The organism is Sphingomonas sp. MA1305 (assembly GCF_016107325.1).
Classification (GTDB): domain Bacteria; phylum Pseudomonadota; class Alphaproteobacteria; order Sphingomonadales; family Sphingomonadaceae; genus Sphingomonas.
Genome location: NZ_RCVT01000007.1, coordinates 1 through 15921 on the forward strand (window position 1 = coordinate 1; position 15921 = coordinate 15921).

Sequence of the window (15921 nt, forward strand, 5' to 3'; positions counted from 1 at the left end):
GGGCGCGATATAATGCCACTCGACGCCGGTATCCTGACACCAGGCGAGCACGGCATGACTGGTCAGTTCGGTGCCGTAGCACATTGGGAAGCGCTGGTTTGGGAGCCGCTATGGCCCTGATGAAGACAAGGCCGCGTAGCGGCCGCAGGCTTCATCAGGGCCTTGGCGGCTCCCGTTCCGACGCTTCCCGATGTGCTATGGGCCGGAGTTCATCTCGAAGACGCTGCTCGCCGCGCACAGCATCGCCGTCGCGCGCGATGCGTGGATCGGGCGCGACTATCCGCCGGTGCTGTGGCTGGTGCCGACCACGACGATCCGCCGGCAGACCGTGGATGCGCTGAACAACCCGCGCCATCCCTATCGCCAGGCACTGGCCGCAGTCTTCGGCGAGCCGGTGCGGGTGTTCGACATCGCCGATTTCACCCGGCTGACCACCGCCGACCTGTCGCGCCACCTGTGCGTGTTCGTCGCCACCATCCAGACTTTGCGCGTGGAGAATACGGAAGGGCGCAAGGTCTATCCGCATCAAGCTCCCAAAATCGCTCTTCGGACACACGCCAGTAGTTACCACCCGGGGGACCTTCGATGACCCGGCCGGACGGACCCACGATCCGGTACTTGCCCTTGCTGTAGAAATTGCGTGCAGATAGGTCGCTTGTTTTCCAGGGGCCTCGCGGATCATCGTCCAAGTTCCTATACGCCCTATCCTGCTTTTCTGACCGGGGCATAAGGTTCGGCAGCCATACGCCGCTACTCCGCGCGTAGACTAAGATATAGTCGTGATCCTCCGAGAAGTGGCGAGCTGTTGACTTAGGTGAGTAGTTCTTGCGCCAGATCATAGTAGACAGAAAAGAGGCGCGCCCGAACACCTCGTCCATGATGACTTTCAGGTAGTGCCTCTCATTGTCGTCGATCGACACCCAAATGCTGCCGTCCTCGCTCAGCAGCTCGCGCAGCAGCTCCAGCCGCGGCCAGATCATCGCCAGCCATTGGCTGTGCTCCAGATTGTCGTCGTAATGCTCGAACGCGCTGCGGGTATTGTATGGCGGATCGATATAGATGCACTTCACTTGCCCGCGATAATAGGGCAGCAGGCTCTTGAGCGCCTCCAGATTGTCTCCGTGGATCAGCATGTTGCCGCTGCCGGGCGCACCCGCGGAAAGCGCCGCGTCGCGCTCCAGCAGGCGGTACGGTACGGCATCGGCCGCCTTCACGTCGCGGTCGCGTGTCAGCCAGTGCAGGATCAGCATTGTTTCCCCTTCAGCCGCTTTCTTGCCGTCCTGAATGAAATCTGGCAAGGTCGCGCGTGAAAAGGTTCAAGGGGCTTTGTCTTGACGCAGGATGGTGCAGTGCTGACGCAGATCGGCGACCTAGCCGATGCCGGCGAGCGGATGATCGAGCGCCTCCGACGCAAGGCGTTTCTGCCCGAGAGCCGCAAGGGCCTCAATGTGCGCTTCGGCATCGCCGAGGCGGCGCAGTTGCTCGGCTGCTCCACCAACCGCATCCGCATGGCGGAGGATGACGGGCGGCTCCCCCCTGCCCCGGCTTCCGAAAGCGGACGCCGGCTGGGCTACACGGTCGAGGAAATGCTGCGGATGCGCGAGGTGCTGGGCGCCTCCCCTGCCCGCGCGCCGCTCGACGTGCCGGCGATCATCGCGGTGCAGAACTTCAAGGGCGGCGTCGGCAAGTCGACCGTTACCACGCACCTCGCGCACTATTTCGCGGTGCAGGGCTATCGCGTGCTGGTGGTCGATTGCGACAGCCAGGCGACGACGACGACGCTGTTCGGCTTCAACCCGCACTTCAACATCAAGCGCGACGAGACGCTCTACCCCTATCTCTCGATCGACCCGACCCAGGCGGACCTGCTCTACGCGGTGAAGCGGACGCCATGGCCGAACGTGGACCTGATCCCGTCCAACCTCGAGCTGTTCGACGTGGAGTATGAGCTCGCCGCGGCGGGCAGCGACGGCGGATCGGTACTGGCGGCACGCTTCCGTAAGCTGAAGCGCGGTTTGTCGGATCTCGCGCGCGACTATGACATCGTTCTGCTCGACCCGCCCCCTGCCCTCGGCACGATCAGCCTGGCAGTGATGCAGGCGGCAAACGCTCTGCTGGTGCCGCTGGCGGCGACGACGCCGGATTTCTGCTCGACCGTGCAGTTCCTGTCGATGATGGATCAGGTGCTGCACCAGCTGACCGGGGCCGGCATCGAGGTCGATTACCAATTTGTCCGGCTGATCTGCTCCAAGTTCGACGGCAACGATCCCAGCCACGCCATGGTGCGCGCGATCATGGAGCAGAGCTTCGGCCCTGCCCTCCTTCCCGTTCCGATCCTGGAGTCGGCCGAGATCAGCCACGCGGCGATGCGAATGATGACCGTGTATGAGCTGGAAAAGCCGATCGGCACGCCCAAGACGCACAAGCGCAGCCGCGCCAATCTGGACGAGGCGCTTAGGCAGGTGGAGCAGCTGGTCCGCCAGGGCTGGGGGCGGGTCGAACCGGCTAGCGAGGAGGCGGTTATTCATGCCGCGGCCTAACCTTTCCTATTGCACAATGTTCTGCTTACGTTCTGCGAGGGAGGTGCGGCATGGCGCGTAAGCAATCGGACTATCTGGCGGCGCTGCTCGCGGACGACACGGCCGAGCGAGGCGAGGCCCCCTCCCCTGCACCAGCGCGCGAGGCTCAACCGGAGCGCCCACGGGCCACTACGCTGCTCGGTCGCGAGTCTGCGCTTGCGCGCGTCGCGAGCGGCGAGGTGCGGCAGGTCACGCAACTCCTTCTCGATCCTGCCCGCGTGCGCATCTGGCCCGGCAACGCTCGCACGTACGCGCACCTCTCAGAGGAGAATTGCCGCGAGCTGATCGACTCGATCGTCGCCGAGGGCGGGCAGAAGGTGCCCGCGGTGGTACGGCGCGTCGACGGCGATGCCGATTATGAGTTCGAAGTGATCGCCGGCACGCGGCGGCACTGGTCGATCAGCTGGCTGCGCTCGCACAGTTATCCTGACATGCAGTTCGTGGCACAGGTCGCCAGCCTCGACGACGAGGCCGCGTTCCGGCTCGCGGATCTCGAGAACCGCGCGCGCGCCGACGTGTCCGACCTAGAGCGGGCGCGCAATTACCTCGACGCGCTGAAGGCACACTACGGCAACCACCAGACGCGGATGGCCGAGCGGCTGAAGCTCTCAAAGGGCTGGCTGTCCAAGATGCTCAAGGTCGCAACGATCCCCGAGGTGGTGATCTCAGCTTTCGCGTCCCCGGGCGACGTGCAGCTGAAGCCGGCCTATTCGCTCGCCCAGGCGCTCGACGACAAGAATACGGGCAAGGCGATCACCGCCATGGCGCGGCAGGTCGCCAAGGAACAGGCGGCGCGGCGCGAAGCGGGTGACCTTCCCTACCCTGCCGCGGACGTGCTGCGGCGGCTGCTCGACGCGCCGAAGCCCATGGCGGGCGAGGAGAAGCCAGAGCCGTACCGCTACGCCACCAAGTACGGTCGCACGGCCTTGACGGTGCAATCGGCCAACCGGCAGGGCGTGACGATCCGCTTGCACGCGGGATCGGGCGCCGACACGGACGAGCTTGTGACCGCCTTGCGCGACGCGCTCGCCCACCTCGAGGCAACCGGGAAGGGACTCCAGCGCTGATGTTTCCCCGGGGAAACACGCAGGGGCAGAGCATCGGTTTTGTAAACCGCTGGTCGATGTTTCCCCGGGGAAACATCGCGTGACGCGCGCGCGCCGCGAGGCGGTTTCCGAACAGTTCGAGCTGTTCCTACCCTATCTCGCCGACCTGCCCTTGCGTGACCAGCGCGAGATGATGGAGCGGCCATTCTTCAGCCTAGCCAAGTCGAAGCGGGTGAAGCCGATTGACTACCGATCGCCGGACGGCAAGCTGTGGGTCCACGTCTCGGCCAATCCTGATTACGGCATGGCGACGATCTGGGACGCGGACATCCTGATCTACTGCGCCTCGATGCTCGCCGACATGGCGCGCCGCGGCGTCAACGACGTGCCGCGCAAGCTCCACCTGATGCCCTACGACCTGCTGCGCGCGATCGGGCGGCAGCCGACCGGGCGCGCCTACGAGCTGCTCGGCCAGGCACTCGACCGGCTCGTGTCGACCACGGTCAAGACCAACATTCGCGCAGAGAACCGCCGTGAGGCGACGTTCAGCTGGCTCGATGGCTGGACGCAGCTGGTCGACGAGAAGACCGAGCGCTCGCGCGGTATGACCATCGAGCTATCGAACTGGTTCTGGGAGGGCGTGATGATGACCGGCGGCGTGCTGTCGATCGACCGCGCCTATTTCGACATCACCGGCGGGCGCGAGCGCTGGCTGTACAAGGTCGCGCGCAAACACGCGGGCGGCGCCGGCGAGACTGGCTTTGCCATCTCCATGCCGACGCTGTTCGAGAAGTCGGGCGCCGAGGGGCAGTACCGCCGCTTCAAGTTCGAGATCGCCAAGATCGCCGAGCGCGACGAGCTGCCCGGCTATGCGCTGTTGATTGAGCAGCCAGAGGGCAAGCGCGAGCCCGCGCTGCGCATGCGTCGGAGAAGCGAGGGCGAAACGAAGGCACTGCTGTCAGCCAAAACGACGAAAGCAGGCAAGGCATCCTCCCCCGCACCGCAGCCCGATGCCGTTGCGGAGCCTGCGGCCGAACCCGGCGTCGATGCCGCAGCGCTGATCCGCCGCAGCGTGAAAAGCCTTTCCACCCGCTCGACCTTCGGCGAGATCACCGACGCCACGCTGGCAACGCTGCGCGCCGAATGCCCGGGCTGGGACTATCAAACACTCCACGCAGACTTCCGCACCTGGATCGAAGCGGACGCAGGCCGAACCCCGGTGAGCTACCAGAACGCCTTCATCGGCTATGTCCGGCGCTTTGATGCAAAGAACCGACATACGCTGCGGTAACGAGGTCACCTCCGAGTCATGGCTACCGAGTGGGACGGCGTCGGCAAGCGCGGAGTTCTGCGTCCGAACATCGAGCAGCAACGCGATATTTGGCAAACGCGGCACGGAGCTACAACTGAACGACGGTTGTTGAAATGGCCCGGACAATGCCGGCGCTCGCCAACACTTCTTGGCCGGGCGGCACATCCGGCTTCGCGCCGCTGCATCAGGTGGCGCATGGCTATGGACCGTCATCCGTAACGATGGCTCTGATCACACGGGGCGCTTGGCGGAGCCTGCGCGAACTTTCACGCCGTCATCCGTGGCCGCGTCGGTGATCTGGAGGCAAAAAGCGGACTCCGCCTGCCACGACTGGCACCCATGCTAGAGACCTCCGGGGATTGATAGTTCCCGGTGCCCGGAATGTACGGTGGTTTCCGCTACAGCCTGGATTTGCAGGGCGCCGAACTGATCCTGGTGGGCGAGAGCTGTTGCCGCGTCGTGGAGGTATCCAAAGAGCGGCAAGAGGTCGACGTCCATTGCAGCAGACTGGTCCCGCAAAAGCCGCGTTCCACGGGCATCGAGATTATCCGCAAGGACGATGGCGTTCCGGATGTATCGCGTGGCGAGTGACTGATCCTCCCTACGGCCTCGTCGCGCACCGCAGACCCGGACAATTTGAACGTCGCCGGCGCAACGCCATCACAAACTGATTCAATCAGAGCGCTCATTTCCCACCCGTCCGTCGATCATCGATACTCCGGGAACGCTCATCGACACTCCCGGAACGGCGAGGCGATACATCGGGAACGCGAGCATTGATCCTTCAGGAACGCTGCAACGATACTCCGGGAACGCACCTTCCATAACGAATCGTGGAAAGTCGCTGACTTGAGCAGCTACAGCGGCACCCTTAACCTCTTAACCTCTCATTGAACCCTCTAACCCCGCGAGATGCTTTTCTTTGAATTTTGGAGATTCAGAAAGGCAGGCTCTGGCGTCGCATTTCACCCCCAGTGCCGTGCGCTAGCGTAAATCGTCAGGACCGGGCAGCGACTTGCTCGATCCAGGCCCCAGTCAGTGCAGTGGCGCGGTGACGAAGGACGGGTGGGGTGATATCGGCGTCTTCAACGAACCGTGTCCATGACTCGCAGCTCGTCGATCGCACCGGCGCGACCAACTAAGCGGATGCCGGCTATTCAGTTGGTCTTTCATCAACCCTCTTACCAACTGCAATCTCGAGAGCTTGCTTCAGCAACATGACCGGATCGACTCCGATAGCCAATGCCACGGCAACATACTCGTCAACGCCAAGCAGTCGCTCGCCGGTTTCATACCGCGAAACGTAAGCCTGTTGCCAACTAAGCCGCCCAGCGAGATCGACCTGCCGCAGCTTCGCATCCCGGCGTGCCTTTGTGAGCAGGTGCACGATGCGACCATGCAGGTCAGACGAGGCAGGAGAACGCATTTCAGGCATCTACCATTTGCCTAGTATACGTAAAGCGTATATCGCGTGACTAGCTTTTTGCGAGCGTGATCCGATGGAAAACGACCGAAATGCTAAAAGATGTGCATCGGCGGACAGGAAAGAGTCCGTGCCGGTGCTGGATCGCTTCGTCGCTCGCCTGGAGGTCAGCCGGACCTACCCATGTCCGGTCGTCAGCATCCTAACCTTCTGGGCCGGGCTGATCGCGCTCACCGTCGTCGACAAGGTGACCGGAACGACGCCTGTGGTGGCGAGCCGCCTCTATGCGGTCGCGTGGGCGCTGGTAGTAGGCCTGGAACTCGGCCGCGATGTTTGGGTCCAACGGCACCGATATGCGTCACCTCGCTGGCTACAAGCTGTGGATGCGGCCGTGGGCCACGAGGTGACCGTCCATGCGCTGGCCGCGCTGATCAGGCAGCATGAGCACGAGTTGGATTACGTGGTCACCCGCTCCGATCTGAGAATCGAGGTTCAGGCAGAGCGAGTCCGACGGAGGGAAGCTGCTCGGCGAGCGGAAGGGTTTCGTCTTGTCGAAGCACCGGTGATCGATGCCGCCCAGGTCGCGCGCGACGAGGAACGACGCCGTCGAGCTCGCGAGCGGCGTGCCGCCAGGCAGGGCAGGGCGCCTGCGTGACCGGCTCTAAGCCGGAAACAGGCGGGGATCTGGTCGGCGTGACGATCTTCGGCGGGATCGCGCACTTTCCCAGCCGGGCTGGCGAGCGGGTTCGCCATCTCGCCGATCTCGATCCGACACTGGTCGCCGAGCTGCTCACCGCGGCCGAGGCGAGTGATTTGTTCACCTGCCCGGATCTGAATGGGGCTGCATCATTCCGCCCTGACGCTCGCACGTACAGCATCCGCCTCGTCCATGGCGGTCACTCGCGGCTGCTGACGGTGCCTGAGCCGTTCGAGGCACCGGAGCTGGCGCAACTGGTCCGGACCGTGCGCCGCTGTAGGGCAGGGGAGCGAGCAACCTTCCCGTTTTCCCCGTGCCAATGACGTGATAGCATCCGCGCGCCGCCCGGTCAGTCCTGGCGGTGAGGCGTAGGAACCTCAGAGTCTCTCGGCCGGTCGACATGTTTGTCGGCCGGGTGGCTGTCGCGCATGTCCAGGGCTCCGCCTAAAGTCTCTAGCTGCTGCCCCTCGGTGTGAGGAATATCCCGACTTTTTCCGCTACCTCATGATCTGCTCCTTGTCGGATCTTTGCAAGATCATCCGTCATCGCTCCCGGAGTGCAACAGTCTCTTCGCGGTCGGGCGCGTGGCGTGGCCTTTAGGCCTGTCGCCTGCCGCATTATGGGCATTTACGTGCAAAGGGTGGAGCTTCAACAAGCATCACGAGGTTGTCGCCACCTCACCTTTAGGCCCGAAGTCTCCTGTCCCTCCGCCTCCCGGGAGGATGGTTTCGCCGCTCTTGTGCGGACGAACCTGGTGTGACCCTGAAATTGTCTATGCGCTGGCGCGTGCCCGCATCAGGTCGCGGTGCGGCCCCACGTCGGCGGCCTTGGCCATGAAATGGGTGCAGTCGCGCCACAGGCTGAACATCACGATCGCCAGCTTGCGGGCGAGCGCGACCTTGGCCTTGTTGAAGCCGACGCGCTTGCTGAGCTTCATGCCCCAGTCCTTGAGCGTGCTGAACGACCTGGTGTTCGCCAGCATGACCGTCGCGGCGCCGACCAGATGCGTGCGGGTGAGCTGGTTGCCCATCTTGCTGATCCCGCCGTGCGTCAGGCTCTCGCCCGACTGGTAGACGCGCGGCGTCAGGCCGAGATAGGCCGCGACATCGTCGACATGCCGGAACCGGGTCGGGTCCTCGATCGCGCTGTAGAAGGACAGCGCCGTGATTGTGCCGATGCCGGGGATCTCCATGAACCGCTTGCACACCGGATGGGACGCGGCGAGCAGGTCCAGCTCGCGCTCGATCCGCCCGGCCTCGATGTAGAAGCGCTCGCACAGGTCGAGAAGCGGGATGATGCGCGGGCGCAGGTCGACGCCTTCGGTGTCGGCGATGAGGCACAGCTGGTCGATGGCCCGTTCGCGGAACGTCGCCGGGCTGTCGCTGCCGGGTTCGATCCGTCCGCCATAGACCCGGACCAGACCGCGGATCATCGCCTCGGTTTCGCGCCGCTGCTTGACCAGGCGGTCGCGCATGATCAGCGACGCCCGGACCTCGAAACACAGGTTCGACTTGACGTAGACCTCGGTCAGATAGTCGCGGCCGCTGCGCGTGATCTCGGCGATGCCGCGCGCGTCGTTGGTGTCGGTCTTGTTGCGCTTCACCGACAGCACCCGGTGGACCTGTAGCGCATCGAGCACCGCCACCTGGAAGCCCTGCTCGCGCAGCTTGCCCGCCAGGTGCGGCGACAAACCGCCCGTCTCCATGCCGATCAGCGTCACATGCGACTTGAAGTTGCGGCGCAGGTAGCGGCCGATCTCGGTCGCGTGGCTCTTCATCGACACCTGGTGGACCACTGCGCCGTCGACATCGACCACGCAAACCGCCGTGCTCTTGAACCCGATATCCAGCCCCACCCAGAACCGCGCTGACGCCGGATCCGCCTCCGCCCGCGCCATCGCCGCGACATAGGCCGGCGCCACGATCTTCTTCGACATGACTTGCTCCCTTCCCGTCACCGTTGGTCGAAAAAGGATACGCCTCTCGCCGTCGCCTGGGCAGCAGCTAACCCACAAGCGGCAGCGCTCGCGCGAGAGCCCGGGTTCCTAACACCCGGCTTACGGGCCGGAGAACGCCTCCAGACGACGAGGAGGCAGTTATGGCAGGGCAGGGTGCATTTCAGGCCTTAGCGGCGCTCACAGCGGCTCTGGCGGGCATTCCGGCCATGGCGCAGCAGTCACCCGGTATTGCCGGCTTCCTCATCACCATCGGCGGCGATACCGACATGAAGACGAGCGGGTCGCTTCGGACCCGCCCGTCGCCGCAGGTCTTTCCGCTGCTCGACGACGCCGACGAGATCATCGGCTACCGCTTCTTCTCCGAAAAGATCACCGCCAACGGCTCGGCGACGGCCGAGCGCGCCCGCGATGCATTCGCGCAGGAATGCGCCGCCAAGGGCGGTCGGATCGAACCGGAAGACGGCGACGCGGCGCGCACCTTCCGTGATCGCGCGCTCGGTCGCAGGTTGCCGCCCCGGGGCGAGTCCAAGCACTTCTGGTCCGGCAGCTCGGCGGTGTGCTCGCGCGGCGCCGACCAGGTGCTCGGCGGCTTCGTCGCGATCACCTACGATACGACCGAAGTCGCTACCAAAGGCGACCTCGGCAGCCGGCTGATGAGCCGCGTGTCGATGGTCCCGACCCGCACCGCGGTCTACGCCTACCGCCCCGACCAGATCCGTTCGGCGGCATGGTTCCAGCGCGCGCAGGACAGCTACGTCGCCGATCGCGAGGCCGAGCAGAAGCACCGCGAGACGTTTCGGCGTGAGCTCGCGATCGGCACCGTAACCAACTGCGGCACGGTCATCCAGATCCGCGGACCCATGGTCGAGATCGCGGTGCCTGCGACCAGGCTGACGCCCAACGGCAAGTCCACCTTCTGGTCGCGGCGCGACGCGCTGGCACCGACCTTCTCGACGCCCTGCACTTACGGACTCTGAGGGGTCGATCCGCCCAATTCGCATACGACTGAGACACTGAATGGAGCTCCATCATGACCCTCGACCTGAGCGACTTTAAACCGACGCCTCTGCCCTCCCATGAGACCCCGCCCTATGCGTCGGCGGACCCTTCTACGGACCTGCGGCTGATCTTTGCCGGCACCGACTGGAGCGAGCCCGGACATGGCGGTTATCCGACCCGAACCGCGGCGGGAGATTGGATGATCCGGGTCAAGCTGGACCTGCCTTACCCCATGCTCGCGAGCCTCGAAGCGAAGGCCGGGTCGCATGACATTGGCGAGCTCATCCGGGCCGCTCTCGTGATCGCTGGGTATGGCTCCGAATCCGACATCGTGGGCGCCAAGTCCGACCGCTACGTAACCCGCGATGAGCAGCGTGAACGGCTCGGAATGCCTGCGACGATGACGAGTTCGGAAGACGCCGGATGACCCATCAGTCCGGACACGAACGGCTGCGCTATGAAGCGGTTCTGAAGCCTCTCGAGTGGGAGCAGCGGATGCTTGTCGACGGTCGGCACGACCTGCGCCGGATCGTGACTGCGATGGCCTCCGACGGCATCGCGATCAGCGAGGAAGTGGCGCTCAAAGCCTGGCATCGGTTTTCCGAAGAAGAGCATTGCGCGACCTGGTACGGCCTAGGCAGTGACGACGAGATCCGGCGCAACCTGATGCCGCATCTGACGTTGAGACCCGTCGCCGAGCAGGACCGCTGACTGGCGTCCGTGACCTCCCGACAGACTGGATCACGCGACCCGATGAGCGAAGTCGAGCACCGGTATACCAGGACGGCTTTGGCCCTGATGCGCATGGCCATGGCGCTGCTCGATCGGGCAGGATGCACCCTTGCCGCCGCCCGGCTTCAGCACGCGATCGACACGGTCGAAGCCGTCCCGGGGAACGCGGCGATGCCGCTTCATTCAACTGAGTCGCCGGGTGCTGAATCCGACCATCATGACCATCAGCGTGGTGCTGGAATAGGGGAGGGTACAAGCTCATGACGAACGCCGTCACCCTTGGTATCTCGGGCTGGTTCACTGCGCACGGAACCCTCTACCATGAGGAGGGTCGCAGGCTCGACGAAATCACGCCGGAGGACTGGTTCAATCTCGTCGCTCATGCCGATGCGATCGACTTCTTTACGCGGCCCGACCCGGCGTTGCCGGCAGCCGACGCCCGCATCTTCCACCTCACCATCACCGCCGGCGAGCGGTCGCGCGAGCTGGCGATCAACGACCCGTTCGAAGCGCCGGAGTTGGCCTTGCTCATCCGGTTAGCGCGCCGCGCCATGCGGGATCGATTGGTGCAAAGGGTTGAAGCGATGGACGGGGAGACCCTCGCGGCCTTACGGGCAGTCTCGACAAGGTGAGCCGGTACTGATCCGACTGGCCGGCTTGTACGCCGGCCTGGTTGCCCCGCCGGACGCCGGATCAGCCCCGAACAGCCGAACAGCAGCAACATCCAGCGACCTGAGAAGTAGGGGTTAGGGGGCACACCCGATGCACCCCGAAGGGGTGCAGAAAAGGGCAGATTTGCGTCGTTCCGGCCGCATGGTCCTATGCGGATACTGCGCCCGGACCATCTGGTCCGTCCTGGTCCACAGAGCGGATAGGGCAAGGAAACCCGCAGTTTTTGCTTGCGCTGCTCTGCACTTCCTCCTTGCGCGCTCCGTAGGCGCAATGCACACTCGCTACCGGGCAGAAGGGGTGTCCGCATGGCGCGCGTACCGATCACGGTGTACCTGCAACCCGACCAGCTCGCCGGCATTGAGCGCCGCGCGGGCCAGGTCGGCAAGACGCGCAGCGCCTGGGTAGCGGACACGCTGGTGCGCTCACTCGAAGACGAGCTGCTGCCGCTGGACGAGATCCTTCTCGACCAGCTGACCAAGGTCCGTGCCGGCCTGGAGGTCGTCGCGGAAGCGCAGGTCGGGCGTGGCCCCGACAGCAAGAAGGGTCTTGCCGAGTTGCGGCAACGACGGGCCGAGCTGGCGACCCGCATGCTGGCCGAAGCGCGTTCGAGACTGCGGCGATGACCGACGCTGGTCGCAGGCGCATCGACGTCTCGAGTGACGTCCACAGCCGGCTGGACGCCGAGTCCAAGCGGCGCAACATCCCCATCCGTGATCTCGTGGAACAGGCGGTCACCACCATGTTCGACAGGGAGGCCCAAGCGGCCTTGTCCGTGCGTCAACAGCGCGAGCGCCGCCATGCCGATCGGATGGAGGAACAGACCGCTCAAATCGGCGAGGTTACCCGTCGCGTCTCGGCCCTGATCGCCCAACAATCGAAGGACCTACCCGGCGCCTTGAACGCAGGTTTCGACGCGATCAAGACCACCATCAAGGAGACCGGCGGGACCGGACATCTCCGCGATTTGATCGCGAAGTTCCAGACCGACTTCACGGTCCTGTTCAAGGAAGCGCAGGGTGCTCTCGCCGTCTCCGTTGGCAATGTCACTAAAGCCGTCGAGGAGCAGGCAAAGGGCTTCGGAAAGCAGCTCGACCGGATTGAGAAGCGTCAGTCGGATACGCGTACAAAGCTTGGCGTAGGTGCCGCCCTTGGCATCGCTGGACTTGTTCTGATCTGTCTGCTGTTCGCCAATACCGCACCTACCCGCTGGCTCTCAATTCGTCTCCTGGGTGAAAGTGACGCGGTACCTGCGGCATGGAGCTTGGCAGGCGATGGGCGCACGACTGGCGAGCTCATGGCGGAGACAAAAGGCCTTCTCGCCAGTGACACATTTCGGGTCCGGTACGCCGAGTGCGCGGCCCATGCTAAGCGCATGAAGAAGCCGTTTCCCTGCCGGCTCACCTTTCCGCCTCTGGAAAGCAAGACGCCGTGACCGTTCGCCCAAACTCGATCGCCGGCGGCGGGGATGCGGCGAGCTATTACGCGGCCGACAACTACTACACCGGCGAGCAGGCGGGACCGTCAGAATGGGGCGGGGGAGGGGCCGAGGAACTCGGTCTGTCCGGCACCGTGGATGCCGGAACATTCTCCGAGGTGCTGGACGGCAAACTGCCCAACGGGGCCGTCATTGCAAGAGGCGGCAACGGCGAGCGAGCGCCGGGTTTCGAGCTGACGTTCAGCGCGCCGAAGTCAGTGTCGCTGGTCGCCTTGATCGGACGCGATGAGCGGGTCATGCCGGCATTTGCCGAAGCTATTCGGAGCACCATGGCGTGGGCCGAGGAGCGGTTCGGGGAGGTGCGGTCAGGCAAGGCCGGCGCGGTGATCGAGCCCGGTCGCCTGGTGTACGCGATCTTTCACCATGACCTGAGCCGAAAGCTCGATCCGCAGGCACATGCCCATGTCGTCGTGGCGAACGCCGCGCAACGCGGCGACGGCCGCTGGGTCGCCCTGCACAATCCGGCCCTGTGGAAGCACTCTAGCACCATCGGTGCCGTCTTCCACGCCGACTTCCGTGCCCGGTTGGAGCAGCTCGGCTACCGGACCGAGATCACCGGCAAGCACGGCCAATTCGAGATCAGCGGTATACCGCGTGCCGCAATCGATGCGTTTAGCGCCCGGCGCGAACAGATCCTCAGCCGGGCGGCTGAGCTCGGCGCCTCCGGCCCCAAGGCGATGGAGACGATCGCGGTCAGTACCCGCGATGCCAAACAGGCGGGCGATGCCACGGTTGCCCGCGCCATGTGGGCCGAGAAGGCCGAGGTACATGGTGCCGCCATCTCCGCCGTCGTGGACGCCGCGCGAGGAGTCGAGCGGCCGCGGTCGGTATTGAGCACTGTGCGTGCCTGGGGTGCCGCTTTGCTCGAGCGCATCACCCATGCCTTCGGACCACGACCCGAGCCGCTGCTCCACGGCACGGATGCGGTGCGCCGGAGCGGCGAACTGGCGAGCGGCTACGCGGTCGCGGCCGGCGTTCGGCACCTCGGCGAGCGAGAAGCGAGCTTCACCTACGCGGACCTGCTGAAGAGCAGCCTCGATCTGGCCGAGAAGGGCGCGACGGTGCGCGGTATCGAGGCGCGCATCGAGCGGCTGCGCGAGGCGGGTGTCCTCATCTCGGGGCCGCGTGGCAGCCTGCACGCAGACCGGCTCACGACCCGCGACATGCTGGTGACGGAAAAGGCGCTGGTTGCGGCCGCGCATGGCGGGGTGGGGCAGGGGACACCCATCCTCGATGCGGCCTCGGTCGACACCGCACTCGACCGCGCGGCCGATCGGCGCGAGGTCACACTTTCCGCTGAACAGCGCGTTGCGGCGCACGCCATGCTGTCCGGCACCAACCGCATCCAGGTCGTCCAAGGCGATGCCGGCACCGGCAAGTCGTTCCTCTTCGAACTCGTACGGGAGATTGGCGCGGAAGTAGGGGCGCGGATGCTGGTACTGGTCCCGCAGAACAAGTTGTTGGATGACCTGACCGGACGGGGGCTGGAGGTGCGCTCGCTCGCATCCGTGCTGAAGGAGCATGGTAGCCGCGCCGGCCCGGCCAAGCCGAACGAGCAACTTTCGGCGCTGATGAAGGGCAAGGTTGTGGTGCTGGAGGAGGCCTCCATGGTGTCCTCGCGTCAGCTTGCCGGGCTGTTCGAGGTCGCCCGGAACGGCGACGTCGCCAAGTTGGTCTTGGTAGGCGATGTGAAGCAAATCCCGGCGGTTGAGGCGGGGCGACCCTTCGCGCTGCTGCAGGAGGCGGGAGCTCCGACGGTGCGGCTCACCGAGAACCGGCGCCAAAAGACCGATGTGCTCCGTGATGCCGCTTCCCTTGCGCGCGAGGGCAGGGTCGTTGCCGCCTTCGAACGGCTCGCGGACAAGGTGCAGGAGAGCGCTCATCCGGCGGGAGCGGCCGTCGTCGAGTATCTGAAGCTTTTGCCCGAGGAGCGCGACCGCACCGCCTTGCTCACCTCAGGCCACGTCCTGCGCGAAGCCGTGCTGGAAACGGTCAGGGCCGAGCTGCTTGCTCAGGGCAAGCTTGGCGAGGATGCCGTGAGCCTGCGGAGCTGGGATACGCTGAACCTTACCCGTGAGGAGCTGCGCCAGATCCGGCACTGGGCTGAGGGTATGCGGCTCGACATCTACCGCCACCAGTCAGGGCTTGTGCCGGGATCCTACGAGGTTGGCTTGATCGATCGGGCGAGCGGTATGCTCGAGCTCGCCCGTGACGGTCACACCGGGCTCTTCGATCCCAAGAGCCTCCGATCGGGAGGGGAGGGGGCCGCGCTCTCCGTTCCCGGCGAGATCGAGGTGCGCGAGGGTGATCGCCTGGTCTTTACGGCCAGCGACCTGAAGCGTGGGATGTCGAACGGTGCCGCAGTGACCCTTACTGCGATCGATGGCGACACGCTCCACCTGTCCGGCCGTGACCGGAATCATGTGATCGGGCCCGACGACCCGATGCGCGAGCGGCTTGGCCATGGCGCCGTGATCAACATGCACCGTGCGCAAGGGATGACGGTCGATCGCGCGATCACGGTGATGGACAGCCGCGACAGGCTGCTCAACAGCGAGAGCCTCTACTACGTGCTCCAGACCCGCGCGCGCGAGGACGTGTCGCTGCACACCGACGACAAGAAAGCACTCGCTAGCGCGATCGAGGCGCATCGTGGTGACGTTCCGCACGCAAGCGACGTGGCACCCGAGCTCTCACTTTCCGGCAGGGAGCGGTTCGATCCAGCCACGGGCGAGCTGCCCCGACTGGACGATCCAGGCGCAAGCGATCGTCGCCAGCTGGACGCAATGAGCGCCGCCCTCCGATCCATTGGCAGCGAGCCTACCAAACCAGCCCCGGAGGCTATCCGGCAAGCGCCGGTTCCCGTGAAAGAGCTGATAAAGGAGCCCGAGATCGAAATCGACCACGATTACGACTTCGACATGTGAGGGATCGCAAGGCGATATGGGCGGGCGGACCAGCTTTGTTCTTTTCAATGTTCACTGATTTGCCGGCCTCCAAACCGGACAT

The 15921-nt window shown here is 64.8% G+C and carries 18 protein-coding genes and 1 pseudogene; 15 read left to right on the forward strand and 4 right to left on the reverse strand.

What is annotated here, in order from left to right; genetic code table 11:
- Positions 1 to 190: 190 nt before the first annotated feature.
- Positions 191 to 589, forward strand: coding sequence for a hypothetical protein (locus D9601_RS19915; protein ID WP_165800956.1), 399 nt, complete (start codon positions 191 to 193; stop codon positions 587 to 589).
- A gap of 94 nt (positions 590 to 683) precedes the next feature.
- Here the strand turns inward: D9601_RS19915 and D9601_RS19920 are convergent.
- Positions 684 to 1070 (reverse strand): annotated as a pseudogene (locus D9601_RS19920) (DNA methyltransferase); the annotation flags it as partial.
- On the opposite strand from D9601_RS19920, the gene D9601_RS20165 reads away from it, so the two are divergent.
- The 5 genes from D9601_RS20165 to D9601_RS18285 all read left to right on the forward strand — a co-directional run bounded on the left by D9601_RS20165 (position 996) and on the right by D9601_RS18285 (position 5528).
- Positions 996 to 1310, forward strand: coding sequence for a hypothetical protein (locus tag D9601_RS20165; RefSeq protein WP_243403063.1), 315 nt, complete (start codon positions 996 to 998; stop codon positions 1308 to 1310). The pseudogene D9601_RS19920 and the gene D9601_RS20165 sit on opposite strands and share 75 nt — an antisense overlap.
- An 81-nt stretch (positions 1311 to 1391) precedes the next feature.
- On the forward strand, positions 1392 to 2540 hold the full coding sequence (locus tag D9601_RS18270) for an AAA family ATPase (RefSeq protein WP_116463050.1): 1149 nt from the start codon (positions 1392 to 1394) through the stop codon (positions 2538 to 2540).
- A 50-nt stretch (positions 2541 to 2590) separates the two neighbouring features.
- Positions 2591 to 3646 carry a ParB/RepB/Spo0J family partition protein gene (locus D9601_RS18275; RefSeq protein ID WP_116463033.1) on the forward strand — a complete coding sequence of 352 codons (1056 nt, stop codon included), beginning with the start codon at positions 2591 to 2593 and terminating at the stop codon, positions 3644 to 3646.
- A gap of 79 nt (positions 3647 to 3725) precedes the next feature.
- Positions 3726 to 4916, forward strand: a complete 1191-nt coding sequence (locus D9601_RS18280; RefSeq protein WP_116463034.1) for a replication initiator protein A — start codon at positions 3726 to 3728, stop codon at positions 4914 to 4916.
- A 402-nt stretch (positions 4917 to 5318) separates the two neighbouring features.
- Positions 5319 to 5528, forward strand: a complete 210-nt coding sequence (locus D9601_RS18285; RefSeq protein WP_115381534.1) for a hypothetical protein — start codon at positions 5319 to 5321, stop codon at positions 5526 to 5528.
- 562 nt (positions 5529 to 6090) lie between these two features.
- On the opposite strand, the gene D9601_RS18290 is transcribed toward D9601_RS18285, so the two are convergent.
- The gene (locus tag D9601_RS18290) at positions 6091 to 6372 is read right to left on the reverse strand and encodes a helix-turn-helix domain-containing protein (protein ID WP_115381532.1); all 282 of its coding nucleotides are present in this window, start codon (positions 6370 to 6372) and stop codon (positions 6091 to 6093) included.
- A gap of 118 nt (positions 6373 to 6490) precedes the next feature.
- Between D9601_RS18290 and D9601_RS18295 the strand changes: the two genes are divergently transcribed.
- Positions 6491 to 7015 (forward strand): hypothetical protein, encoded by a 525-nt coding sequence (locus D9601_RS18295; RefSeq protein ID WP_133177345.1) that lies wholly within the window; start codon positions 6491 to 6493, stop codon positions 7013 to 7015.
- Positions 7012 to 7380, forward strand: coding sequence for a protealysin inhibitor emfourin (locus D9601_RS18300; RefSeq protein WP_133177346.1), 369 nt, complete (start codon positions 7012 to 7014; stop codon positions 7378 to 7380). The genes D9601_RS18295 and D9601_RS18300 overlap by 4 nt, the downstream gene beginning before the upstream one ends.
- Before the next feature lie 449 nt (positions 7381 to 7829).
- Here D9601_RS18300 and D9601_RS18305 read toward each other — a convergent pair whose 3' ends face one another.
- The gene (locus D9601_RS18305; RefSeq protein WP_145147057.1) at positions 7830 to 8993 is read right to left on the reverse strand and encodes an IS110 family transposase; all 1164 of its coding nucleotides are present in this window, start codon (positions 8991 to 8993) and stop codon (positions 7830 to 7832) included.
- 161 nt (positions 8994 to 9154) lie between these two features.
- On the opposite strand from D9601_RS18305, the gene D9601_RS18310 reads away from it, so the two are divergent.
- From D9601_RS18310 to D9601_RS18320, 3 genes are read left to right on the forward strand one after another with little or no spacing between them, the layout of a single operon-like run.
- On the forward strand, positions 9155 to 9991 hold the full coding sequence (locus tag D9601_RS18310; protein ID WP_133177347.1) for a hypothetical protein: 837 nt from the start codon (positions 9155 to 9157) through the stop codon (positions 9989 to 9991).
- A 53-nt stretch (positions 9992 to 10044) separates the two neighbouring features.
- The gene (locus D9601_RS18315; RefSeq protein ID WP_115381523.1) at positions 10045 to 10440 is read left to right on the forward strand and encodes a hypothetical protein; all 396 of its coding nucleotides are present in this window, start codon (positions 10045 to 10047) and stop codon (positions 10438 to 10440) included.
- The gene (locus D9601_RS18320) at positions 10437 to 10724 is read left to right on the forward strand and encodes a hypothetical protein (RefSeq protein WP_116463039.1); all 288 of its coding nucleotides are present in this window, start codon (positions 10437 to 10439) and stop codon (positions 10722 to 10724) included. Before D9601_RS18315 ends, D9601_RS18320 begins: the two co-directional genes overlap by 4 nt.
- Before the next feature lie 30 nt (positions 10725 to 10754).
- Here the strand turns inward: D9601_RS18320 and D9601_RS18325 are convergent, their stop codons facing one another.
- Complete coding sequence (locus D9601_RS18325) at positions 10755 to 10928, reverse strand: hypothetical protein (protein WP_162527087.1); 174 nt, start codon at positions 10926 to 10928, stop codon at positions 10755 to 10757.
- Between the two features lie 77 nt (positions 10929 to 11005).
- Between D9601_RS18325 and D9601_RS18330 the strand changes: the two genes are divergently transcribed.
- The 4 genes from D9601_RS18330 to mobF all read left to right on the forward strand — a co-directional run bounded on the left by D9601_RS18330 (position 11006) and on the right by mobF (position 15839).
- Positions 11006 to 11377 carry a hypothetical protein gene (locus D9601_RS18330; protein WP_116463040.1) on the forward strand — a complete coding sequence of 124 codons (372 nt, stop codon included), beginning with the start codon at positions 11006 to 11008 and terminating at the stop codon, positions 11375 to 11377.
- Positions 11378 to 11722: 345 nt separating this feature from the next.
- Positions 11723 to 12040, forward strand: a complete 318-nt coding sequence (locus tag D9601_RS18335) for a hypothetical protein (RefSeq protein WP_116463041.1) — start codon at positions 11723 to 11725, stop codon at positions 12038 to 12040.
- Positions 12037 to 12849, forward strand: a complete 813-nt coding sequence (locus D9601_RS18340; protein ID WP_115381515.1) for a hypothetical protein — start codon at positions 12037 to 12039, stop codon at positions 12847 to 12849. The genes D9601_RS18335 and D9601_RS18340 overlap by 4 nt, the downstream gene beginning before the upstream one ends.
- The gene (gene mobF, locus D9601_RS18345; RefSeq protein WP_116463042.1) at positions 12846 to 15839 is read left to right on the forward strand and encodes a MobF family relaxase; all 2994 of its coding nucleotides are present in this window, start codon (positions 12846 to 12848) and stop codon (positions 15837 to 15839) included. The genes D9601_RS18340 and mobF overlap by 4 nt, the downstream gene beginning before the upstream one ends.
- Positions 15840 to 15921: the final 82 nt, after the last annotated feature.